At 71.7% G+C, this 22,502-nt stretch carries 17 protein-coding genes; 7 read left to right on the top strand and 10 right to left on the bottom strand.

What is annotated here, in order from left to right; genetic code table 11:
- Nucleotides 1–70 precede the first annotated feature (70 nt).
- From AB0I15_RS00335 to AB0I15_RS00355, 5 genes are read left to right on the top strand one after another with little or no spacing between them, the layout of a single operon-like run.
- The gene (locus AB0I15_RS00335; protein ID WP_358087726.1) at nt 71–1,132 is read left to right on the top strand and encodes an ATP-binding cassette domain-containing protein; all 1,062 of its coding nucleotides are present in this window, start codon (nt 71–73) and stop codon (nt 1,130–1,132) included.
- On the top strand, nt 1,125–1,805 hold the full coding sequence (locus AB0I15_RS00340) for an ABC transporter permease subunit (protein ID WP_358087729.1): 681 nt from the start codon (nt 1,125–1,127) through the stop codon (nt 1,803–1,805). The genes AB0I15_RS00335 and AB0I15_RS00340 overlap by 8 nt, the downstream gene beginning before the upstream one ends.
- A 28-nt stretch (nt 1,806–1,833) precedes the next feature.
- Nucleotides 1,834–2,526, top strand: coding sequence for an ABC transporter permease (locus tag AB0I15_RS00345; protein ID WP_358087732.1), 693 nt, complete (start codon nt 1,834–1,836; stop codon nt 2,524–2,526).
- Nucleotides 2,527–2,565: 39 nt separating this feature from the next.
- On the top strand, nt 2,566–3,492 hold the full coding sequence (locus AB0I15_RS00350; RefSeq protein ID WP_358087735.1) for an ABC transporter substrate-binding protein: 927 nt from the start codon (nt 2,566–2,568) through the stop codon (nt 3,490–3,492).
- Between the two features lie 34 nt (nt 3,493–3,526).
- The gene (locus tag AB0I15_RS00355) at nt 3,527–4,009 is read left to right on the top strand and encodes a flavin reductase family protein (RefSeq protein WP_358087738.1); all 483 of its coding nucleotides are present in this window, start codon (nt 3,527–3,529) and stop codon (nt 4,007–4,009) included.
- A gap of 25 nt (nt 4,010–4,034) precedes the next feature.
- Here the strand turns inward: AB0I15_RS00355 and sppA are convergent, their stop codons facing one another.
- Together sppA and AB0I15_RS00365 are read right to left on the bottom strand one after the other, a co-directional pair.
- Nucleotides 4,035–5,732, bottom strand: coding sequence for a signal peptide peptidase SppA (gene sppA, locus AB0I15_RS00360; RefSeq protein ID WP_358087741.1), 1,698 nt, complete (start codon nt 5,730–5,732; stop codon nt 4,035–4,037).
- A 192-nt stretch (nt 5,733–5,924) separates the two neighbouring features.
- The gene (locus AB0I15_RS00365) at nt 5,925–6,911 is read right to left on the bottom strand and encodes an NAD(P)-dependent alcohol dehydrogenase (RefSeq protein ID WP_358087744.1); all 987 of its coding nucleotides are present in this window, start codon (nt 6,909–6,911) and stop codon (nt 5,925–5,927) included.
- Between the two features lie 162 nt (nt 6,912–7,073).
- Between AB0I15_RS00365 and AB0I15_RS00370 the strand changes: the two genes are divergently transcribed.
- Nucleotides 7,074–7,709, top strand: coding sequence for a DUF2306 domain-containing protein (locus AB0I15_RS00370; protein ID WP_358087747.1), 636 nt, complete (start codon nt 7,074–7,076; stop codon nt 7,707–7,709).
- Here AB0I15_RS00370 and AB0I15_RS00375 read toward each other — a convergent pair.
- The 7 genes from AB0I15_RS00375 to AB0I15_RS00405 all read right to left on the bottom strand — a co-directional run bounded on the left by AB0I15_RS00375 (nt 7,698) and on the right by AB0I15_RS00405 (nt 20,213).
- Nucleotides 7,698–8,363: a response regulator transcription factor gene (locus AB0I15_RS00375; RefSeq protein ID WP_358087751.1), complete on the bottom strand. Its 666-nt coding sequence runs from the start codon at nt 8,361–8,363 to the stop codon at nt 7,698–7,700. The two genes, AB0I15_RS00370 and AB0I15_RS00375, sit on opposite strands and share 12 nt — an antisense overlap.
- Entirely contained in the window at nt 8,360–9,511 is a 1,152-nt protein-coding gene (locus AB0I15_RS00380; RefSeq protein ID WP_358087754.1) for a histidine kinase, read from the bottom strand. Before AB0I15_RS00380 ends, AB0I15_RS00375 begins: the two co-directional genes overlap by 4 nt.
- An 86-nt stretch (nt 9,512–9,597) precedes the next feature.
- Complete coding sequence (locus AB0I15_RS00385) at nt 9,598–10,950, bottom strand: S8 family serine peptidase (RefSeq protein WP_358087757.1); 1,353 nt, start codon at nt 10,948–10,950, stop codon at nt 9,598–9,600.
- A gap of 173 nt (nt 10,951–11,123) precedes the next feature.
- Nucleotides 11,124–12,515 (bottom strand): S8 family serine peptidase, encoded by a 1,392-nt coding sequence (locus AB0I15_RS00390; protein WP_358087760.1) that lies wholly within the window; start codon nt 12,513–12,515, stop codon nt 11,124–11,126.
- Between the two features lie 191 nt (nt 12,516–12,706).
- Nucleotides 12,707–14,641, bottom strand: coding sequence for a S8 family serine peptidase (locus AB0I15_RS00395; RefSeq protein WP_358087763.1), 1,935 nt, complete (start codon nt 14,639–14,641; stop codon nt 12,707–12,709).
- Nucleotides 14,642–14,738: 97 nt separating this feature from the next.
- The gene (glgB, locus tag AB0I15_RS00400; protein ID WP_358087766.1) at nt 14,739–16,901 is read right to left on the bottom strand and encodes a 1,4-alpha-glucan branching protein GlgB; all 2,163 of its coding nucleotides are present in this window, start codon (nt 16,899–16,901) and stop codon (nt 14,739–14,741) included.
- Between the two features lie 165 nt (nt 16,902–17,066).
- Nucleotides 17,067–20,213: a BTAD domain-containing putative transcriptional regulator gene (locus AB0I15_RS00405; protein ID WP_358087769.1), complete on the bottom strand. Its 3,147-nt coding sequence runs from the start codon at nt 20,211–20,213 to the stop codon at nt 17,067–17,069.
- A gap of 95 nt (nt 20,214–20,308) precedes the next feature.
- Between AB0I15_RS00405 and AB0I15_RS00410 the strand changes: the two genes are divergently transcribed.
- Nucleotides 20,309–21,160, top strand: coding sequence for an NAD(P)-binding domain-containing protein (locus tag AB0I15_RS00410; RefSeq protein ID WP_358087772.1), 852 nt, complete (start codon nt 20,309–20,311; stop codon nt 21,158–21,160).
- Nucleotides 21,161–21,167: 7 nt separating this feature from the next.
- Here the strand turns inward: AB0I15_RS00410 and AB0I15_RS00415 are convergent, their stop codons facing one another.
- A complete protein-coding gene (locus AB0I15_RS00415; protein WP_358087775.1) occupies nt 21,168–22,499 on the bottom strand; it encodes a phosphotransferase in 1,332 nt (443 codons plus the stop codon).
- Nucleotides 22,500–22,502: the final 3 nt, after the last annotated feature.

Genomic DNA, 22,502 nt, shown 5'->3' on the forward strand with positions numbered 1-22,502 from the left:
CGAGATCATGCGGCGGTCGTGGCACGGGGGCTGCGGCCCTGCCAGAAAAGCCCGAAGCGAGAGTTCGCGCGTGATCACATTCGACGCTGTCACCAAACGTTACCCAGACGGAACGGTCGCGGTGGACCACCTCAGCCTTGAGGCTCCCACCGGCGAGATCACCGTGTTCGTCGGGCCGTCCGGATGCGGGAAGACGACCTCCCTCCGGATGATCAATCGCATGATCGACGCCACGGAGGGCCAGATCCTGCTCGACGGTAAGCCGGTGCAGGGCATCGACCCGCCGACGCTACGGCGCGGCATCGGCTACGTCATCCAGCAGGCCGGGCTCTTCCCGCACCGGAAGATCATCGACAACATCGCCACCGTCCCCTACCTGCTCGGCTGGGACAAGAAGAAGGCCCGCGACCGGGCCATGGAACTGCTCGAAAGGGTGGGGCTCGACCCGGCCTTCGCCGGGCGCTACCCCTTCCAGCTCTCCGGCGGGCAGCAGCAGCGTGTGGGCGTGGCCAGGGCGCTGGCCGCCGACCCGCCGGTGCTGCTCATGGACGAGCCGTTCAGCGCGGTCGACCCGATCGTCCGCACGAGCCTGCAGGACGAACTGCTCAGACTGCAGAACGACCTGAACAAGACCATCGTGTTCGTCACCCACGACATCGACGAGGCCATCAAGCTGGGCGACCGGGTGGCGGTCCTGCGGGTGGGCGGTGAGCTGGCGCAGCTCGCCGACCCCAGAACGCTGCTGGCCGACCCGGCCGACGACTTCGTCAGGGAGTTCCTCGGGCACGACCGGGGGATCCGGCGCCTGCAGTTCGTCTCCACGGAGGGGCTGCGGCTGCGTACGGACCTGGCCGTTCAGGAGGGCTCCGACGGCGCCGGCTCGGCCGAGCCGTGGCTGCTCGTCGTGGACGACGGCGACCGGCCGGTCGGCTGGCTGGCCCCGGCGCGGCCGGGGAAGCTGGAGGCGTACGGCACGTTCCTGCTCGGTCACGACTCGATGCGCTCCGCCCTCGACGCGGCGCTGCTGTCGCCGTCCGGCTGCGCGGTGGCCGTGGACGGCGAGGGCAAGGTCGTCGGTGTGGCGACCAGGGAGGCGCTGGACGAGGCGCTGGCGGAGGCCGCAGATGGGTGATGGTCCTCCTTCTCTATGGGAGTGGATCGGGCGTAACTGGGACACCGGCCGGGTCGACAGCATCAGGAACCTGCTCACCGACCACCTGACGATGTCCATCGTGCCGATCGTGGTCTCGCTCCTGATCGCGCTGCCCCTCGGCCTGGCCTGCGTCCGCTTCCGCTGGCTCTACCAGCCCACCTCGGGCCTGATGAACGTCGTGTACGCGCTGCCGTCGCTGCCGGTCTTCATGCTGCTGATCTCGGTGACCGGGCTGTCGCAGACCACCGTGATCATCCCGCTGACCTTCTACGGCATGGCCGTGCTGATCCCGGCCGTGGTCGACGGGCTCGGATCGGTGCCCGACCACGTCCGGCAGTCGGCCGTGGCCATGGGGTTCACGCCGCTGCGCCGGCTGCTGCAGGTCGAGCTGCCGATCGCCGTGCCGGTGGTGCTGGCCGGGCTGCGCGTGGTCGCGGTCTCCAGCATCAGCCTGGTCAGCGTGGGCGCGCTGATCGGGCAGGGCGGGCTCGGCGGGCTGTTCACGCGGGCGTACCAGAATCCGTTCATGCCGCCGGTGATCGTCGGCATCGTGCTGATCGTGGCGCTGGCGCTGATCGCCGACGGGCTGCTGGTCCTGGCGCAGCGCCTGCTCACCCCCTGGGTGCGGGCGCGGAGGGGAACGGCTTCATGATCGCGTACTACCGCAGGGAGGGTGTGTCGTGGGCTGGCTGACCTCGTTCCTGGCGTGGATCGGCGAGTTCTTCGGCAACGGCGAGAACTGGTCGGGTCCCGGCGGCATCCCCGCGCGCCTGCTGGAACACCTGGAGTTCTCGGCGCTGGCGCTGCTGCTGGCCGTGCTGATCGCCGTGCCGCTGGGGCTGCTGATCGGGCACACCGGCCGCGGCGAGGTGGTCGTCGTGGTCTCCGCGAACCTGGCCAGGGCGCTGCCCACGCTGGGGCTGCTGGTGATGTTCGTGCTGCTGCTGGGCGCGGCGTCGATCTGGCCGGTGATCATTCCGCTGGTGCTGCTGTCGGTGCCGCCGATCCTGGTGAACACGTTCGAGGGCATCAAGGGGGTCGATCCGGAGTTGCGCGACGCCGCGTACGGGATGGGCCTGCGCGGCGGGCAGGTGCTCGGGCGGGTGCTGGTGCCGGTCGCGCTGCCGCTCATCCTGCTCGGGTGCCGGTTGTCGGCGATCCAGGTCGTGGCCACGACCACGGTGGCCGCGTACACCGGGCTGGGCGGGCTCGGCCGGTACGTGATCGACGGTTTCGCCACGAAGGATTACGCGAGCGTCGTCGGGGGTTCTGTACTGATTGTGCTGTTCGCGCTGGTGGTGCAGATCCTGTTCACCCTCGTCCAGAGGGTGACGGTCTCTCCGGGGGTGAGCCAGCGACTCAAAGTCCGCTAATCTCCTGTATTACCTCCCGCTTGAGAAGGGAAAAGCAAGATGAGACGCAAGTACGGCATCGCGGGGGCCTTCCTCACGGCGATGCTCGCGCTGGCCGCCTGCGGTGGCGGCGGCGGCACCACGGGGGGCAACCCGCTCGAATCGACGAGCGCGGCTCCCACCGGTTCGGCCTCGGGCGGGGGCAAGGCCGTCATCGGCTCCTTCGACTTCGACGAGAGCGTGCTGCTCGCCTCGATCTACGCCCAGGCCCTGGAGGCCAAGGGTGTGCAGGTCGAGGAGAAGCCGCGCATCGGCAGCCGCGAGGCGGTCTATGACCAGGTCAAGAGTGGCGGCCTGACGATCGTGCCGGAGTACAACGGCAACCTGCTCGCCTTCATCGACCTCAAGGCCACCGCCGCGACCACCGACGAGGTCAACACGGCGCTGAAGGAGAAGCTGCCCGCGGAGCTGGAGGTGCTCGACTCCTCGCCCGCCGAGGACAAGGACAGCCTGTCGATCTCCAAGGACACGCAGACCAAGCAGTCGCTGACCACGATCGAAGACCTGGCCAAGGTCTCCAAGACCATGGTCGTCGGCGGCCCGCCCGAGTTCAAGAAGCGGTGGGAGACGCGGTTCAAGGAGGTCTACGGGCTCGAGTTCAAGGAGTGGAAGCCCACCGGACCGACCACCGCGGACGCGCTGAAGGACGGCACGATCCAGGTCGGCAACGTGTTCACCACCGACCCCAAGATGACGGCCAACAACCTCGTGCCGCTCGAGGACCCCAAGAACATCTTCCCCGCCCAGAACGTGGTCCCGCTGCTGCACAAGGCGTCGGCGAACGACACGATCAAGACGACGCTGAACGGTGTCTCGGCGAAGCTGACCACCGAGTCCCTACTGGAGATGATGCAGAAGATCTCCGTCAACAAGGACGAGCCCGCGACCGTGGCCAAGGAATGGCTGACCACCAACGGCCTGGGCTGACGCTTCCCGCGAGGGCTCCGCTGGGGCCCTCGCGGTGAGCGAGTTCACGGAGGCCATGGCCCAGCTCGCGGCCGGGGTCGCGGTGGTCACCGTACGCGACGGCCGCGACGACGTCGGCACCACGGTGTCGGCGCTGATGTCCGTCTCCCTGGAGCCCCCGCTCGTGCTGGTCAGCCTGGCCAGCCGCGGCTATCTCAACGAGGTCCTGCTCCGGCAGGACCGCTGGGCCGCCTCCCTGCTCTCCGCCGGCCAGGCCGCCGTCGCCAGCCGGTTCGCGACCCCGGGCCGGCCGAGCGCCCGCCTGCTGGTCGCGGGGACGCCGCACCACCGGGGCGAGCAGAGCGGCGCGCTGGTGGTGGAGGGCGGCGTGGCCGCGATCGAGGCCGAGACCACCAGGGTGGTCCCGGCGGGCGACCACACGCTTTTCGTCGCGACGGTCCTCGCCGTCGCCTACGTCGACTCCGCCCTCCAGCCCCTGGTACGCCTCAGGGCCCGCTACCGCCCGATGGGCACCTGACCACTGACCGGCGTGAGCCGCCTGATCAGCGGATCGTGTACCACTCCGGCAGGATGAGCGGCCCGGCGGCCGGCAGGCCCAGCTCGGCCGACAGGCGGGCGAGCGGTCCCCAGGCGTCCAGCCGGATCCTGGCCAGGGCGGCGGACTTGTCCTCGCTCGACTCCGGGCCGCGCAGGCGCTCCAGCGGGTTGAGCCGCGGGTAGGTGCGCACGGGAGCGTCGTCCGCGAGCCCGGCCCGCTTCCTGGCCAGCGCCAGCGCGTCCTCCAGACCGCCCAGCTCGTCGACCAGGCCGTTGGCGTGGGCGTCGGCGCCGGTCCAGACGCGGCCGCGGGCCAGCTCGTGGGCGCGTTCGCGGGTCAGGTCGCGGCTCTTGGCGACCTTGCCCACGAAGTCGTCGTAGATGCGGTCGAGCCAGGCGTTGATGCGCTCCCATTGCTCGGGGGAGAAGCCGCGGGACGTGGAGAACATCCCGGCGTTGACCCCCTCGGCCACCAATTCCGAATTTATCCCCATTTTGGTGAGCAATTCGGAGAAGACGGGCTTGCCGCCGTACACGCCGATGGAGCCGGTCAGCGTGCCGGGCTGGGCCACGATCACGTCGGCGGCCATCGAGATGAAGTAACCGCCGGAGGCGGCCAGGTCGCCCATCGAGACGATCACCGGCTTGACCTTGCGGGTCAGCGTCACCTCACGCCAGACGGTGTCGGAGGCCACGTACGAGCCGCCGGGGCTGTCCACCCGGAAGACGACGGCCTTGACGTGCTCGTCGCGCCTGGCCGCCCTGAGCGCGGCGCTGATCGTGTCGGAGCCCATCGCGCCGCCCCCGCCGAGCGGGCTCCGGCCGCTGCGACCGGCCTTGATCATGCCGGTGCCGTGGACGAGCGCGACGCCGTCGGTCATGGGGTGGGGGAGCTTGCGCACGCTCGCGGCGCGGGCGTACCTGGAGATGAACTGCAGGTGGGCGTCGGCGCCCGCGGCCCGCTTGATCTCGTCGTACACCTCGTCCCGGTAGGCCAGCCCGTCGACCAGCCCGGACTCCTGCGCCTCGGCGGCCGTGAACGGACCCCGGTCGATCAGCTCGCGCACCTTGTCCGGATCGAGCCGGCGGCCGTCGGCGATGCCGGCGACCATCGTCTCGGTGACCGACTCCACGATGCGGGCCATCGACTCGCGGTGCGGCTCGGTCATGTGGTCCTGGGTGAAGGTGTTGACGGCGGTCTTGTACTCGTGCCGCTGCCCGGCCTCGAACTCCACGCCCAGCTTCGTCAGCGCCCCCTTGAGGAAGCGCTGCTCCAGGGCCACCCCGGTCAGCCCGACGTCGCCGCTCGGCTGCAGGTAGAGGCGCTCGAAGGCGGTGGCCAGGTAGTAGGGCACCGTCCCGCCGCCGAACTCCCCGAACGTCTCGGCGAACGCCACGGTCAGCTTGCCCGAGGCCCGGAAGTGGACCACCGCCTGCCGCAGCTCCTGCACCATGGCCAGCCCGAGCGGCTGCCCCCCGAGCTTCACGACGAGCGCCTTGACCCGCGGGTCCTGCCTGGCGCGCTTGAGCCCGGACAGGACGTCGGACAGGCGCGTCTTGCGCATGGACAGCACCGCGGCGAGCGGGTCCGTCGGGGGGCCTTCGGTGAGGCCCTCGGTGAGATCGAGCTCGAGCACCAGCGGGGCGGTGCGCCGCTGGCGAAGCTTGTCGACGGTTTCGAAGATCGCCTTGCCTGCGTCCATAAAAGCCACCCTAAGCGACACAAATCGAAATGGGCTCAGAGATCTACGGTGGCCGATCCGCACGACCGGACGCAGATCTGGGTGGACGTGGCGGTGCCGGCGCGGGAGGAGCACGGCCGCCGGGTTCCAGGCGGACGTCCCCGGGGACGTCCGGCTGGCCGGGGTCGAGGGGCTCTACGGCGGGTGCGGCGGTCAGATCGTGACGACGACCTTGCCGGGCGCGTGGCCCTCCTCCTGATACCTCACCGCGGCGGGGATCTGATCGAAGGAGAACACCCGGTCGATGACCGGGGTCACCTTGCCGGCCTCGATGAGCTCGGTCAGGGCCGTCAGGTTGCGCTTGTTCTGCCTGCAGTGGATCACGTCGGCCAGCAGCACCCTCTGTGACACGAACGGCGCCTTGGCGAACGTCGAGAACACCCGGCCCGCGGGCTGGAACCAGCGGCCGGCCGAGCCGCCGACCATGACGTGGGCGCCCTTGCGCTTCAGCGCCCGGCGGCAGTCGGAGAACGGGCGGTCGCCGGCCACGTAGAGCAGGACGTCGTAGCGGTGGCCGTCGCGGGTGAAGTCCTCCTTGGTGTAGTCGATGACCTCGTCCGCGCCGAGCGAGCGGACCAGGTCCAGGTTGCGGGTGCTGCAGACGCCGGTCACGTGGGCGCCGTACGCCTTGGCGAGCTGGACGGCGAACGTGCCCACCCCGCCCGAGGCGCCGTTGACCAGCACGTCGTGGCCGGGGCCGACGCGGGCCTGGTCGCGCAGGCCGATCAGCGCCGTGTTGGCGGCCAGCGGGACCGACGCGGCCTCCTCGAACGTCAGGTTGGCGGGCTTGAGCACCAGCTCGCTCTCCGGTACGCAGGCGTATTCGGCGAAGCCGCCACCCTTGGGCATGGCGTACACCTCGTCGCCCGGCGCGAACTCCGTCACGCCCGCGCCGATCGCCTCGACCTCGCCGGCCAGGTCGGCGCCCAGCACGGTGATCTTGGGTTTACGCAGGCCGGGGCCGCCGCCCATGAAGCGGGCGACGTACGGCTCGCCGCGCATGAGGTGCCAGTCCCAGGGCTGGACGGAGGTGGCCCGTACCCGGACCAGCACCTCGCCGGGGCCGGGCCGGGGCTTGTCGAGCTCGGTCAGCTCGAGGGCGTCGGGTGAGCCGAACGAGCGTAGGACGAACGCCTTCATCGCTTCTCCTCGTGGAGCGCCGGGGGTGTGGGCTTCAGTGTGAGCGGGCGTCGCGCGGCTGCTCAACGGCCGAAAGTACGACCTCTTGACCGGCCGATCGGCCCTCTCGGGCAGGCCGCCGGGGCGATGTGCCGCCGCCGTGCCGGGCGTCACGATCGGGGCATGACCGAGGTGAAGAGCAGGGCGGGATGGCTCGTGCCCGCCGGATTGATCGCGCTCAGTGCCGTGCCCCTGCTGGCCGGCGGCCTCCGGCTGGGCGAGCTGGCCGGTGGCGCGGACGTCACGCCGGCGAACGCGCGGTTCTTCGCGGCGCCCCTGCCGGTGGTCGCGCACATCGTGGCCGTCTCGCTGTACACCGTGCTGGGCGCCTTCCAGTTCGCGCCCCGCTTCCGCCGCCGCAGGCCGGGCTGGCATCGGGGCGCCGGACGGCTGCTGGTCGTGTGCGGGCTGGCCACGGCGCTGTCCGGGATCTGGATGACGCTGTTCTACGCGCTGCCCGCCGGTGACGAAGGGCTGCTGTCGGTGTTCCGGCTCGGGTTCGGGTCGGCCATGGCGGTCTGCGTCGGGCTCGGGGTCGCCGCGATCCGCCGCCAGGACGTGCGCCGCCATCGGGCGTGGATGACGCGGGCGTACGCGATCGGGCTCGGCGCGGGGTCGCAGTTCGTCGTCCTGCTCGGCTGGTCCCTGTTCGCGGGCACGCCGGGGGAGCAGACCAGGGCGCTGCTCCTGGGGGCCGCGTGGGCGGTCAACGTGGTGGTGGCTGAATGGATCATCCGCCGGCGGGGATCAGGTTTTTAGGCGCTTGGTCTCGTAGGCCCACATGGCGATCTCGACGCGGTTGCGGACGCCGAGCTTGGTCATCAGGCTCGCGACGTGGCTTTTGACGGTGCTGAGCGAGATGTGCAGCTCGGCGGCGATCTCGCTGTTCGTCCGGCCACGCGCCACGGTCGCGAGGATCTGCTCCTCCCGGTAGGTGAGGGCCTCGATGGGCTGCGCCGGGGGCGCCGACGGGCCCGCGCCGGCGAAGGCCGAGAGCAGGCGGGCGGTGATGCTCGGGGCGATCAGCGCGTCGCCGTTGGCCGCCGCGCGTACCGCCTGGGACAGCAGGTCGGGGCCCGCGTCCTTGAGCAGGAAGCCACGGGCGCCGGCCCGGAGGGCGGCATAGACGTATTCGTCGAGGTCGAACGTGGTGATGACGACGACGGCCATCGGCTGGTCGACGTCCGGCCCGGCGAGCAGGCGGGTGGCCTCGATGCCGTCGCAGCGGGGCATGCGGATGTCGAATAGGCACACGTCGGGGCGCAGGCGGCGGGCGAGCTCGACGGCCCGCCGGCCGTCGGCGGCCTCGGCGACGACCTCGATGCCCGGCTGCGCGTCGAGGATCATCCGGAGGCCGGTCCTGGCGATCTCCTGGTCGTCGGCGACGATCACCCGGATGTTCGGGTCGGTCATGTGGGGGCTCCTGTACGGGGCAGTTCGGCGGTCACGGTCCAGCCTCGGCCGGGGTTGGGGCCGGCCTCGCAGGTGCCGCCCAGCAGGCCGGCGCGTTCGATCATGCCCATGAGGCCGTACCCGGGGGCCGGGGCCGGGCGGCCGGAGCTGCTGTCGCCGTCGTCGCTCACCCGCAGGCGCACCGTGGTGTCGTCGGCCGCCACGCTGACCTCGATGCGGGTGGCGTGCCGCGCGTGCCGCCTGGCGTTGGTGACCGACTCCTGGGCGATGCGGTAGATCGCGGAGCCCACCGTCGGGGGCAGGTCGTCGAGGTCGCCGGCCAGCTCGACGTTGACGGACGGGCCGACGCGGGCGTGGCCGGCCAGGTGTTCCAGGTCGGCGATGTGCGGGTTGGGGGCCAGCTCGGGCGGCTCGTCGCGGCGCAGGACGCGGACCATGGCCCGCATCTCGGCGAGCGTGCGGGAGGCCTCGGCCTCGATCACGCGCAGCGCCTCGACCGCGGCCTCGACCGCGCCGTCGGGGCGCGCCGCCGCCGTGGCGATGCCCGCCTGGGCGCGGATGGCCATCGCCGAGACGTGGTGGGCGACGGTGTCGTGCAGGTCGCGGGCGAGTTGCTCGCGTTCGAGCAGTTTGACCTGGTCGAGCTCGCGCATCCGGGCCCTGGCCCGGTAGCGGAAGGTGCCGCCCAGGGCGATCGCCGCGAACACCACGGTGAAGGCGCCGACGATGTCGGCGGCGACGAGACGGTGGGCGGCCACCGCGGCGAGCACCGCGGCGGTGATCAGCGCCATCCCGCTGAGCGCCTCCCGGCCGGACCCCCAGCGGGACAGCGAGTAGAGCAGGAGCAGCAGGTACGCCATCGCGGACATCTCCGCGGGGTCGGCGCCCGTCAGGAGCTGGATCAGGCTCGTGAGGACGACGGGGATCGCCAGCATGAGCAGCGGCCTGGTACGGCGCCATAACAGCGTGGGCAGCATCACGAGAGCGAAGACCATCGAGAGCGGCCGCCACTCGAGGTCCTGGCGCAGGAGCCCCTCGAGCACGATGGCCGGCGCGAGCACCCCTACGAGCACCCAGTCCCGCCACACCCGGCGTGGGGGGTTCGGGGGACCGGGCTCGTCCCACACAGAGCGGAGAAGGCCGTGCACACGCTCATCGTACGAGGACAGGCAGGGCAAAAGGAGCGGGCCCGCCCGGCGCGTGAAGCGCTGGACGGGCCCGGACCCGGAAGGGGTCAGATCCTGCGGAACGCCGCACGGACGTCGATGCGCGGCGTCGTGATGTTGACGCCCCCGCTCGCGTACGTGATCGGCTTGCCCGTGGCCTTCAGCGCGGCCAGCACCGTGTCCACCGTGGCGGCGGGACGACGCTGGTGCAGCAGGGCGAAGGCGCCCGCGACGTGCGGGGCGGCCATCGAGGTGCCGTTCAGCGCCGCGTACGTGTCGCCCGTGATCGCGGCGGTGATCGCCACGCCCGGCGCGTACACGTCGATCAGCGTGCCACGGTTGGAGAAGGACGCCACCGCGTCAGCCTTGTCCGTGGCGCCCACGGCCACCGTGGTCGACACGCAGGCCGGCCACGACACACCGGCGGCGAAGCCGTTGTTGCCCGAGGCCACCACGGTCGCGGTGCCCTTGGCGAGGAGGCTGTCGACGCCGGCCTTGAAGTCGGCCCCGTCGGTCGTGTCACAGCTCGCGGTGTACGCGCCGCCGCCCAGGCTCAGGTTCACCGAGGCGATGTTGAGCGAGTCGGCCAGCGAGTCCGCGTAGGCCATGCCGGCCAGGATCGAGGAGTCGTAGGCCAGGATGCACACCGGACGGCCGGCGCAGTACGGCGAGTTGTCGAAGCGGCTGAACACCTGCACCGGCACGATCTTGGCCTTCGGCGCGACGCCGTTGGCCGCGAAGTCGGCCGTGGCCTGGCCGGCCGTGATGCCCGCCACGTGCGTGCCGTGGTAGCACAGGCCGTACTGCGGCTGCGGCGCGCCCGTCGTGCAGGCCGCCGTGGAGGCGCTGGCGGCGCCGACGCCGATCTCGCTCTGGGTGCCGTTCGGGCACAGCGGCGTGGAGTTGTCCACCGGGTCGGCGGCCGAGAAGCAGGCCTCGGACACGATGCGGTCACCGAAGGCCGGGTGGTCGTTGTCGATGCCCGTGTCGAGGATCGCCACCGACGTGCCCTCGCCGGTGTAGCCCAGCCCCTGCACGGAGTCCGCCCCGATGAGCTTCACACTGTCGACCAGCGTCGGCTCGTTGAGCTTGTCCCTGCGGATCGAGACGACGTCCGATTCCTCGGCGATCTTCTCGAGCTCCGCGCGGGTGCCGCGGTAGACGAAGAAGTCCAGCTTGTCCGCCAGCTCGGCGGGCGCCTGCGCGTATACGTTCCTGCCCTGCTTGATCTCCTCCGCGCTCGTCTGCACGGACTTGACCTGGGCGGCCTCCTTCACACTGACGATCGCGCGGTGCTCGCCGGTCGCCGTGATCGCGGGGTCGATCTTGGAGTCGGGTTCGGCGAGAGCGGGTGTGGCGACCAGCGTGACCGAGGTGGCGGCTAACGCGATGGCGCCGGTCAGCAGAGACGACAGTCTCAACCTGTTCCTCCGGGGTTCCAGGGGTTGATGTCAGCAGAAGTGTAGTTATCGGACAACAGATGTCAGAGGGGGCAGGAGGGACCGTTATAGCTTCTTGTTGTGGTAGGCGTCGTTGTCGTTTCACCATGCGAAAAGGCCAGGCCACAGAGGGCCTGGCCGTTTCGCGAGTTCCGTCAGGCGCGGGGATCCGCGGCGGCGCGCGTGGCGGTGGTGGCACGTTCCATGTCGATACGCGCCGTGATCACCGGCGTGCCGCCGGCGTCGAACTGGATGGGCGCGCCGGTGTCCCGCAGCCGCTGCAGGCTCTGCGCCACCGTGAAGTCCGGGTAGGCCTGCCGCATCAGCGCGAACGCCCCCGCCACGTGCGGCGCGGACATCGAGGTGCCGCTCTTCTCGTCGTACGCGTCGTCGGGCACCGAGGAGTTGATGCTCACCCCCGGCGCGAACAGGTCGAGCAGCGGCCCGCGGTTGGTGAACTGGGCCAGGGAGTCACGGTCGTCCGTGGCACCCACCGTGACGGCCGTGGAGATGCAGGCGGGGGCGGAGACGCCGTTCGAGAAGCCGTTGTTGCCGGCCGCGACCACCGGCGCGACCCCGAGCCCGGCCAGCGCGTCGAACTCGGGCTTGACCGCCGCCGCGCTGGCGTTGCCGTCGCACGCCTCGGTGAACGGGCCGCCCCCGCCGAGGCTCATGTTCACCGCCGCCACGTTGTGGGTCCTGACCGCGCGCGTCACGTACTCGAGCGCCAGCTTCTGGTCGGAGGTGTAGCTGAGGAAGCACGGCGCCCTGGTGCCGCCGAGCGCGCACGTGAGCGGGTTGTCGATGCGGCTGAAGACCTGGATCGGGAGGAGGCGGGCCTCGGGGGCGACGCCGTTGGCCGGCGCGCCCGTGGCCATCCGGCCGGCCGCGATGCCGGCCACGTGCGAGCCGTGGGAGCAGGCGTTGGCGCCGTTGACGATGCACTGCGTGGTCTCGGCGTCGGCCGCGCCGGCGCCCGTCTGGGTGGGCTGGTTGTTCGGGCAGAGCGAGACGCTGCCGTCGCTGGCGTCGGAGGAGGAGAAGCACGCCTCGTCCACGATCCGGCCGGTGAAGAACGGGTGGTCGCGGTCGATCCCCGTGTCGAGCACGGCGATCGTGGCGCCCGTGCCGGTCCAGCCGGCCTGGTTGGCCTGGGTCGAGCGGATGAGGGCGGTGCTGGCGTCGAGAAAGGGCATGCTCAGCTCGTCCTTGTAGACGGACTGGACACGCACGTCCTTCTTGATCTTCTCCAGCGTCGGGCGGTCGACCTCGGCGACGAAGAAGTGGGGCGACTGCGCGGATTCCAGCACCCGGGCGCTGTCGGAGGCCTGTTCGAGGTCGGCCGCCACGGCCTGGGCGTCCTGGCCCGGTTTGAGCTGGATGATGGACCGCACCCGGTTCTTCGCCTGGATCTCCGAGACGAGCGCCGGGCTGATGATCGGATCGGCGGTGTCGGTGGTATCGGCTTGTAGCGCCGGAGCCGCGCAGAGCACGGCCGATGTCACGGCCAGCGACATGGCGCAGGCCAGCAGGGACCGTAGCCTCACTTGTTCCTCCCGAGGCATGGAGCCGTGAAGCGGTCGCTCCCGGCTTGCGTACAGCCGCATACATCCCCAGCCGTGACAACTGTGATGTCAGTGACGTATGTGGCCCAGGGAAACGTTGGAGTCTTTTTTGCATTTAGGCGGCACAAAGGAAAAGGCCGGTCATTGACTGACCGGCCTTTTCGGATATTTCGTTATTTGACGGTTTTGAGGATGTTCTTCGTGGCCTTCTTCAGCGCCGACGTGGATGGCTTGCTGCTCATCCGCACCTTCTCGGCGGCGGTGAGCGCCGTGGTGCCGTTCGTGCCGTGCGCCCAGTTGAGCCAGGCCGTCAGCAGCGCGCCGTCGAGCTTGGCCTTACCGGTCTTGGTGCCCTTCAGCACCCGGTACGCCTTGCCCAGCGACGACGCCTTCGTCAGCTCGGGGAACACCTTGCTCGACTTGCTGACCAGCTTCAGGTAACAGGTGAGCGTGGCGTCCGGGATCGTGCCGCTGCCGCGGTGGATCTCCACGGCCCACTTCTTGGCCGACAGCTTCTTGGCCGCCGTGCCGCGCGTGCAGACCGCGGCCGCGGTCGACGGGGAGGGCGACGGGGTCGGCGTCACGGTCACCGTGACCGTCACCGTGAGCGTGGGCAGCGGCACCGGGCTGGTCGACGGCTCGGGCTCGGCCTCCGTCGGGTCGGGCTCGGGGGTGGGGCCGCTGCTGTCGGTGGGGTCGGGCACCGGGTCCGAGCCCCCCGGGTCGGGGTTCGGGGTCTGCGTGATGGGCGGCTGCGGCTCGGCCCCGGCCAGGGCCGCCGCAAGGTCCAGGCGCGGCGTGGTGACCTGGGCGCCGCCCGCCTCGTACACGTACGGGCGGCCCTTGGCCTTCAGCGTGTTGATCAGGTCGGCCATCGGGGTGTCCGGCGCGGCCGCCTTCATCAGGGCCAGCGCGCCGGCCACGTGCGGCGTCGCCATCGAGGTGCCGCTGTAGACGGCCGTGGCGTTGTCCGGCACCGACGACTCGACGTCCACGCCCGGCGCGAACACGTCCACCAGCACCCCGCGGTTGGAGAAGTCGGCGAGCGCGTCGGCGTTGTCGTTCGCGCCGACGGCCACCGCCGTGGAGATGCAGGCCGGGTACGACACCCCGTCGAAGAACTCGTTCCCCGCGGCCACCACGGTCGCCGTGCCCTTGGCCAGCAGGGCGTCGATCTTCGGCTTGAGGACCGCCGCGTCGGGGAGGGTGTCGCAGTCGTCCTCGAACAGCAGGCCGCCCAGGCTCAGGTTCACCGCCGCGACCGGCTGCGCCAGCCCCGCCACGTAGTCCATGGCCTGCCGCAGCGACGACTCGTACGCCAGCAGGCACGTCGGCTCGCCGCAGGTGTCCTCGTCGTTGACCCGGCTGAACACCTGCACCGCCACGATGTTCGCGCCCGGCGCCACTCCTCCGGTGCCGGCCGCGATGCCCGCGACGTGGCTGCCGTGGTCGCACAGGTTCACGCCGCCGGCCTGGCACTTGGCCGTGGCGGCGCTCGCCGCGTTGTCGCCGATCTGCTGCGGCTGGCCGTTGTCGCAGAGCGACTCGACACCGGTCTCCACGGCCGAGAAGCACGCCTGGGCCACGATCCGGCCGGCGAACCACGGGTGGTCGGAGTCGATGCCGGTGTCCAGCACGGCCACGGCCTGGCCGGTCCCGGTGTGGCCGGCCGCGTGCGCCTTGTCGGCGCCGATCAGGGCGAGGTTGGCGCTGACGTCCAGGGGCGCGTAGGTCCTGTCACGGTGGATGGAGGAGACCCGCGGGTCCTCGGCGAGCTTGGCCAGCTCCTCCGCGGTGCCCTCCACGACCATGAACGACTGGCTCTGCGGCTGCAGCACCACGTCCACGCTCTCGGCCGCCGCCCGGCCCGCCACGGGGGCGCTCTGCGCCGGGTCGGTCAGCTCGACGATGGCCCTCTCGGTGCCACCGTCGACGCCTAAGCCCTCCTCCACCTTCTCCTCGGGCGCCCCCGTCGCCGGAGGAGTCTCCGGCGAGGTCTGGGAGACGCTGGGAGAGGGGCTGGGGGTGGGGTCGTCCGCGTAGGCCGGGGCCGACAGCGGCAGCAGGGCCAGCGCGATCGAACTCACGATCAGGGGGCGAAATCGCACGCGTCCTCCGAGGGGGATGATCTCGGAGTTTAGGGTGATTTGCCCGACACGCACAGGCCCCTTGGGCGTTTCTCACCGAACTTTCAGCGGGCACACCTCAATCGTTCAGCGAATTCCCCTCATGGGTGAGCCACACCGCACCGAGCGGCGGCACCCGGAGCGTGGTCGAATGCGGCAGCCCGTGCCACGGCTCGCCGCCGGCCTCCACGGTGCCCATGTTGCCGACGCCGCTGCCCCAGTAGTCGTAGGCGTCGGTGTTGACGGCCTCGGTCCAGCGGCCCCCGTACGGCAGGCCCAGCCGGTAGTTCTCGTGCGGCCCGCCGCTGAAGTTGACCACGCAGGCCACCGCGGACCCGTCGTCGGCGTAGCGGACGAACGAGAACGTGTTACCGGAGGCGTCGTCGGCGTCGATCCACCGGAAGCCCTCGGGCTTGGCGTCCTGCTCCCACAGGGCGGGGGTCTCGCGGTAGATGCGGTTGAGGTCGCGTACGAGCCGCTGCACGCCCTGGTGGCCGTCGAACTCCAGCACCCACCAGTCCAGCCCGCGCTCCTCCGACCACTCCGAGCCCTGGCCGAACTCGCCGCCCATGAACAGCAACTGCTTGCCCGGATGCGCCCACATGAACGCCAGCAACGCCCTGAGCTGCGCGAACCGCTGCCATTCGTCGCCCGGCATCTTGCCGAGCAGCGAGCCCTTGCCGTGCACGACCTCGTCGTGGGACAGGGGCAGCACGTAGTGCTCCGAATAGGCGTAGAGCAGCGAGAACGTCATCTGATGGTGGTGGTACTGCCGGAAGACCGGCTCGTGGCGCAGGTATTCGAGCGTGTCGTGCATCCACCCCATGTTCCACTTGAACCCGAACCCGAGCCCGCCCAGGTGCACCGGGCGCGAGACCCCCGGCCAGGCGGTCGACTCCTCGGCCACGGTCGAGATGCCGGGCGCCTCCCGGTAGCAGACGGAGTTCATCTCCTTGAGGAACTCGACCGCGTCGAGGTTCTCCCTGCCGCCGTAGACGTTGGGCGTCCACTCGCCCTCGCGCCGCGAGTAGTCGAGGTAGAGCATCGAGGCCACCGCGTCCACGCGCAGCCCGTCGATGTGGAACTCCTTCAGCCAGTAGAGCGCGTTGGCGACCAGGAAGTTGCGCACCTCCCTGCGGCCGAAGTCGAAGACGTAGGTGCCCCAGTCGGGGTGCTCGCCCCTGGCCGGGTCGGCGTGCTCGTAGAGGGGCGTGCCGTCGAAGCGCGCCAGCGCCCAGTCGTCCATCGGGAAGTGGGCCGGCACCCAGTCCAGCATCACGCCGATGCCGCGCTGGTGCATGCGGTCCACGAAGTGGCGGAACTCGTCGGGCGTGCCGAACCTGGCCGTCGGCGCGTAGTAGGAGGTCACCTGGTAGCCCCACGAGCCGCCGAACGGGTGCTCGGCCACCGGGAGCAGCTCGACGTGCGTGAAGCCCATGTCGGCGACGTACTCGGAGAGCTGTTCGGCCAGCTCCAGGTAGGACAGGCCGGGCCGCCACGACCCGAGGTGCACCTCGTAGGTGCTCATCGGCCCGCTCTGCGGCTGCCGCTCCGGCCGGGCGGCCATCCAGGCGTCGTCCTCCCACGTGTAGTCGGACTTATCCACCACGGAGGCCGTCATCGGCGGCACCTCGGTGCGCCTGGCCATCGGGTCGGCCTTGTCACGCCACACGCCGTCGGCGCCGAGGATCTGGTACTTGTACCGCTCGCCCGTCTCCAGCCCCGGCACGAACAGCTCCCACACGCCGGAACGGCCCAGCGACCGCATCGGGTAGGCGGTGCCGTCCCAGTGGTTGAAGTCGCCGACGACCCGGATGCCGCGCGCGTTGGGGGCCCAGACGGCGAAGGCCGTGCCCTCGACGTCCTGATGTTCCATCACGCGGGCGCCGAGCGCCTCCCACAGCCGCTCGTGCCGTCCTTCGCCGATGAGGTGCAGGTCCACCTCGCCGAGCGTGGGCCAGTGCCGGTAGGGGTCGCGCACGTCGTACGGGGCCGCTCCGGCGTATTTGACGCTCAGCGTGTAGTCGGGCACCTTGTCCAGGCCGGGGACGGTCACCTCGAAAACCCCGTGGGCCTGGTGTTTCATGTCGTGGGCCGTACCGTCATCCAGCACCACCCGGACCCGCTCGGCGAGCGGGCGCAGCGCGCGGAAGGTCACCCCGCCCGAGACGGGGTGCGCTCCGAGCACGGAGTGCGGATCATGGTGTGCCCCGCCCGCGAGGCGGTCGAGCTCTGTCCTCATCGGCATGCTCCCAACCCTGCCCTATGGTGACCGTCCATCCCAGGCACTGCCCGCTTTCACCGAGACAATCACAGAAAGTGCAAAATCCCAGGTTCATCCTGAGACAACGCCGGGCCGGATGGCCGAACCTTTCGCGGTTCTTGGCCCGCTCCGGTGGTTGTGTGGTCAGACTTCCGAAAATGGCCCCACCGCGGACAGGAGATCGTCCAGGGGGAGGGCCGCGCCGCGGGACACGGCCGCCGCCAGCGCGTCGGGTCCCAGCGCGGTCGACAGCGCGGTCGTGATCCGGTCCACGTCGCCGCGCTCGGCCGGCGGCAGGGGCGCGCCCGCCGACCGCCTGAGCGCGGCGGCTTGGCCCAGCAGCAGCCCCGCCGCCTCGTGCCGCCCGTCCAGGGCCAGCGCGCCCGCCAGCCCTTCCAGCGCCAGCGCGGTCGCCCGCGGGTCGCCGACCTTGCGGGCCGCCGCCAGCCCTTCGAGCTGGAGTTCCGTCGCCTGCGCGGCGTCGCCGCGCTGCTCGGCCACGAAGCCCAGCTCGGCCAGGATCAGCGCGGCGCCCGGCTCGCCCGCCACGTCCCTGACCCAGTCGAGCCAGGTCCGCAGCCGGCGCTCGGCCTCCTCCAGCCGGCCCTGCCGCCGCGCCCCGAGGGCCAGGCCCAGCTCGGCGAACTCCTCGGCGGGACGGTTCGACTGCGCGATCGCGAGCCGCCTGGCCCGCTCGTGGTAGTCCTCGGCCCGCGCGTGGTCGCCGGTCAGCATGGCGATCCGGCCCAGGCGGGACAGCGCGTCGGACACCGAGCTCCACAGCCCGAGCTCCTCGGCCATCGCCAGCCCCTCGCCGCGCAGGGCGGCGGCCCGCTCGTAGTCGCCGGTGATCTCGGCCAGCGTGCCGAGGTTCTCCGTGGCCCGCATCTCGCCCCACCGGTCGCCGAGCTCCCTGAACAGGGTCAGCCCCCGCTCGCCGTCCCGCCGCAGCGCCGCCAGGTCGCCGCGCATGGCCGCGTACCTGGCCAGGACGTTCAGCGCGGCGGCCGTGCCCCATCGGTCGCCCAGGTCGCGGAACGTGGCCAGCGCCGTCTCGATCAGCGCCCGGCTGACCGAGAGGTCGTCGTAGCCGAACAGGGTGAACCCGACGAACCACCGCGCCCTGGCCCTGTCGAGGGGGTCGTCGATGGCGTCGTACAGGGTGGGGTCGGGCACCTGCGGCCGCCCGGCCAGCATCCGCAGGCCGGCCAGCCACGCCGTGGCCCGCGCGGCGTCCGAGCCCGGCGCGCCCTCGCCGAAGTCCCGGTCCGGCGCGCCCTCGTCGGACCCCTGAGGGCGCTTCGGGACGGACAGTGCCGCCTCCAGCGCGCGCTGACCCTCGCCGAGCCGGCCGCGCAGCACCCAGTACCAGGCCATCGCGTTCACCACCCGCAGCGCCTCGCCCGCCGCCCCCGCGCGCACCGCCGTCTCCAGCGCCGCCCGCAGGTTGGCGGTCTCGGCGTCGAGCAGGGCGAGCGCGCCGCCCTGCGCGGCCCCGCGCAGCGCCGGCTCGGCCCGCTCGGCCAGGTCCGCGTAGTAACGCACGTGCCGGAGCCGTACGCCGTCCAACTCGCCCGCCTCCACCAGCCGCTCCTGACAGTAGGCCGCCACCGACTCCAGCAGCCGATACCGCGGCCCGGACTCCGGGCTCGCGCCGTGGGCGCGGACGACCAGGGAGCGGTCCACCAGGCGGGCCAGCGTGTCGAGCACGTCCACGCCCGCCTCCGCGCAGACCTCCTCGGCCGCCTCCAGCGTGCAGCCGTCGGCGTGTACGGCCAGCCGCCGCAGCACCACCCGCTCGCCCGCGCCGAGCAGCTCCCAGCTCCAGTCGATCATCGCCCGCAACGTCTGCTGCCTGGCCGGAGCCCCGCGCAGCCCGGAGGCCAGCAGCCGGAACCGGTCGTCGAGGCGGTCGGCGAGCTGGCGCGGGGTCAGCGCCCGCATCCGCGTGGCGGCCAGCTCCAGCGCCAGCGGCAGGCCGTCGAGCCGGGCACAGATCTCCGCCACGTCGGCGTCCGGCTCGACCCCCGCCCGCGCCGAGAAAAGCTCCACGGCCGCCTCCCGCCCGAGCGGCGGCACGCTCCACAGCCTCTCGCCCTCGATCCGCAGCGGCTCCTGGGCGGTGGCCAGCACGCGCAGCTCCGGGGCGGCCCGCAGCAACCGCCCCGACAGGTCGGCGACCTGCTCCACCACGTGCTCGCAGTTGTCCAGCACGAGCAGGGTGCGCCTGGCCGCCAGCGCGGCGGGCAGCCGCTCCATCATGCAGGAGGGCACGTCGTCACGCAGGCCCAGCACGCCCGCGATCGCCTCGGCCACCTCCACCACCGTCGCCCCGGCCCGCAGCGCGGCCAGCTCCACCAGCCACACTCCGCCGTCGAACCCCTCCAGGCCCGCCGCCGCGGCCAGGGCCAGCCGGGTCTTGCCCACCCCGCCCGGCCCGGTGAGCGTGACGAGCCGGTGGGCGCGCAGCAGCGCGCGTAGCTCGGTCACCGCCGCGTCCCGCCCCACCAGGCTCGTCAGCGGCGCGGGCAGGTTGGTACGAGGCCGCGCCGGCGCGTCCAGGACCGGATCCTGCTCCAGGATCGCCTGGTGCAGCGCCACCAGCTCGGGCCCGGGATCCAGCCCGAGCTCCTCGGCCAGCCGCCGCCGCAGGTCCCCGTAGCCGGCCAGCGCCTCGCTCTGCCGCCCGGACCGGTAGAGAGCGCGCACGTGGACGGCCCGCAGCCGCTCCCGCAGCGGATGCCCGGCCACCAGGTCGGTCAGCTCGGCCGCGAGCAGCCCGTGCTCGCCCAGTCCCAGCCGCGCCTCGGCCAGTTCCTCCATCGCCACCAGCCGCTGCTCCTCCAGCCGGGCCACCGCCGCCCGCGCGAACGGCTCGTCGGCGAACTCCGCGTAGGCGGCCCCCCGCCACAGCCCGAGCGCCTCCCGCAGCAGGGCCGCCCGCTCCCCGGGATCGTCGCCGCCCTGGGCCCGCCCGAGCAACTCCTCGAACCGGGACGCGTCCAGAGAGCCGGGCTCGACCCGCAGCACGTACCCGGGAGCCCGGTAGGCCACCAGCTCCCGCCCGCCCAGGACCTTGCGCAGTTGCGAGACCTTCACCCGCAGCGCCCCCAGCGCGTTCGCGGGCGGCCTGCCGCCCCAGAGGTCCTCGATCAGCCGGTCCGCGGACACCGGCCGCCCGGCGTGGATCAGCAGGTCGGCGAGCAGCGCCCGGACCTTGACCTCGAGCACCTGGACCGGCTCCCCATCCGGCCCCCACACAGCCAGCGGGCCCAGCACCCCGAACCGCATCCGTCCCCCATAACCGCATCCGAATCAGACCATAACCACCGACCAGCAGGGTGAACGCATCACCTCATTGAGTCTCATCAACAAGGAACACTGAAATGTCAGAAAATATCTCCGTTCTTGGCCTCGGACTCATGGGCGCCGCCCTCGCCGAGAGCCTCCTCGCCGCCGGGCACCACGTCACCGTCTGGAACCGCTCGCCCGCCAAGGCCGATCCCCTGGTCGCCCAGGGCGCCACCCGCGCCGCCACTCCGGCCCAGGCCGTCGAGGCGAGCCCGCTGGTGATCGTCTGCCTGCTCGACTACGCGTCCGTCAAGGAGGTGCTGGAGGGGGCGCCGCTGGCGGGCAAGGTCGTCGCGAACCTCACCACCGGCCGCCCCGCCGAGGCCCGCGACCTCGCGCCCTGGGTGGCCGGGCGCGGCGCCGAGTACCTGGCCGGCGGCATCATGGCCGTGCCCCAGATGATCGCCCGGCCGGGCGCCCTCATCCTCTACAGCGGCTCCGAGCAGGCCTTCGACCGGTACGCGCCGGCGCTCGCCGCCATGGCCGAGCCCCGTTTCACCGGCGACGACCCGGGGATGGCGCCGCTGCTGGACCTGGCCATGCTGACCGGCATGTACGGCCAGATCGCCGGCTTCCTGGAGGCCGCGGCCCTGGTCGGGTCGGCCAAGTACCCGCTCGGGGAGTTCACCTCGTCGCTGCTGGTCCCCTGGCTGACCGCGATGGCCGCGCAGCAGCCCGCCTGGGCCGAGAAGATCGAGTCCGGCGACCACAGCACCGTGGTCTCCAACCTGGAGATCAACAGGTCGGGCCTGGAGACCCTGGTCCGCACCTTCAGGGAGCAGGGCGTCAAGCCCGACCTGCTGCTGCCCATGAAGACCGTGGTCGACCAGCGCACTGCCCGTGGTCTCGGCCACGAAGGGCTGTCAAGCCTGATCGAAGAGCTCTAGACGCGCTCTAGACGGCGCGCGGGCGGAACGCCGACAGCGGGATCGTGATCCAGGTCGGCCGGTTGCGGGCCTCGTAGACGACCTCGTAGACGGCCTTCGACAGCTCGAACGCCCGCAGCAGCGCCGCGTCCGTCCGCGTGATGACGCCGCCGCCCTCGGCGTACCCGTCGAGGAAGGCGGCCCGGTTGCGGTCGGCCCACTCCGTGGCGCGCGGCTCCAGCTCCTGGGCCCTGGGGTTGCCGGCCAGCAGGTGCCTGGCCGCGTAGTCGAACGAGCGCAGCATGCCCGCCACGTCGCGCAGCGGTGACGACAGCGCCTTGCGTTCGGCCAGCGGCTGGCCCGGCTCGCCCTCGAAGTCGAGCACCACCCAGTCGGTCGTCGTGCGCATGACCTGGCCGAGGTGGTAGTCGCCGTGAACGCGCTGCACAGGCACCTCGTTGGTGAGCAGCTCCACCTGGTGGTAGGCGTCCTCGACGGCGCTCACGTACGCCCGCAGCTCGGACACCTCCGCCACGGCCCGGCCCAGCCGGCGTCTGAAGCCCTCGGCCATCCGCTTGAGCTCGTGGGTCTCGATGACGTCGGTGGGGAAGGCGGCGGCCAGCTCCTGGTGCACCCGCGCGGTGGCGGCGCCCAGCCGCAGCGACTCGGCCGCGAAGTCCCCGCCCGCCTCGGCGGCCGGCACCTCGGGCATCAGCGCGTACAGGTCGCGGACGCTGGCCAGTGCCAGGTCCCAGCCGTCGTTGGAGTTGGACAGGAACTCCTGCATGATCGCGAGCGTGGTGTCCGTGCCGTCGAGATCCGTCTCGATCCACCCGTACGGCTGCGCGATGTGCGGGGCGTTCCTGGCGGCCAGGGCGGTGACGATCTCCAGCTCGGGGTTGACCCCGGGGATGAGACGGCGGAAGAGCTTGCAGATGTAGGCGTCCCCGTACACGAGGGAGGTGTTGGACTGCTCGGCGCCGAGCACGAGGCTGCGCGGGGAGGTGTCGATCTCCGCGCCGGGCACGCGGCGCATGCGCAGGCCGCTGCGGGTCTCGTCCCGCGCCATGCCGTCGAGCAGCCAGCCCGTACGGTCGGGGTCGTGCGCGGCGTCGTAGAGGTGGCGGTCGTCCACGGTGCCGATGAGAGCGTGTTTGAGCCGGTCGGGCAGGTCTGTCCGCTCGCCCAGCAGGAGCTGGTACCGCTCGCGCGAGCCCTCCTGCCAGACGGCGACGATCAGGTGTCGTAGTCCGGACGTCAGTTCGACGTCCGCGTCGATCGACAGCTCGTCGATCGGGCGCCCCTTGCCGCCGAACCAACGCTGGCGGCCGATCCATGCGGCAAGGAGCTCATCAAGCACGTC

Source organism: Nonomuraea sp. NPDC050643 (assembly GCF_040654715.1).
Classification (GTDB): domain Bacteria; phylum Actinomycetota; class Actinomycetes; order Streptosporangiales; family Streptosporangiaceae; genus Nonomuraea.

What these genes read in the sequence shown, in the direction of transcription:
- AB0I15_RS00365 (WP_358087744.1), bottom strand. Translation starts at nt 6,911, where the DNA reads ATGAAGGCGTTCGTCCTACGCTCGTTCGGCTCACCCGACGCCCTCGAG.
- AB0I15_RS00375 (WP_358087751.1), bottom strand. Translation starts at nt 8,363, where the DNA reads ATGACCGACCCGAACATCCGGGTGATCGTCGCCGACGACCAGGAGATC.
- AB0I15_RS00410 (WP_358087772.1), top strand. Translation starts at nt 20,309, where the DNA reads ATGTCAGAAAATATCTCCGTTCTTGGCCTCGGACTCATGGGCGCCGCC.
- sppA (WP_358087741.1), bottom strand. Translation starts at nt 5,732, where the DNA reads ATGGACGCAGGCAAGGCGATCTTCGAAACCGTCGACAAGCTTCGCCAG.
- AB0I15_RS00370 (WP_358087747.1), top strand. Translation starts at nt 7,074, where the DNA reads ATGACCGAGGTGAAGAGCAGGGCGGGATGGCTCGTGCCCGCCGGATTG.
- AB0I15_RS00405 (WP_358087769.1), bottom strand. Translation starts at nt 20,213, where the DNA reads ATGCGGTTCGGGGTGCTGGGCCCGCTGGCTGTGTGGGGGCCGGATGGG.
- glgB (WP_358087766.1), bottom strand. Translation starts at nt 16,901, where the DNA reads ATGAGGACAGAGCTCGACCGCCTCGCGGGCGGGGCACACCATGATCCG.
- AB0I15_RS00350 (WP_358087735.1), top strand. Translation starts at nt 2,566, where the DNA reads ATGAGACGCAAGTACGGCATCGCGGGGGCCTTCCTCACGGCGATGCTC.
- AB0I15_RS00340 (WP_358087729.1), top strand. Translation starts at nt 1,125, where the DNA reads ATGGGTGATGGTCCTCCTTCTCTATGGGAGTGGATCGGGCGTAACTGG.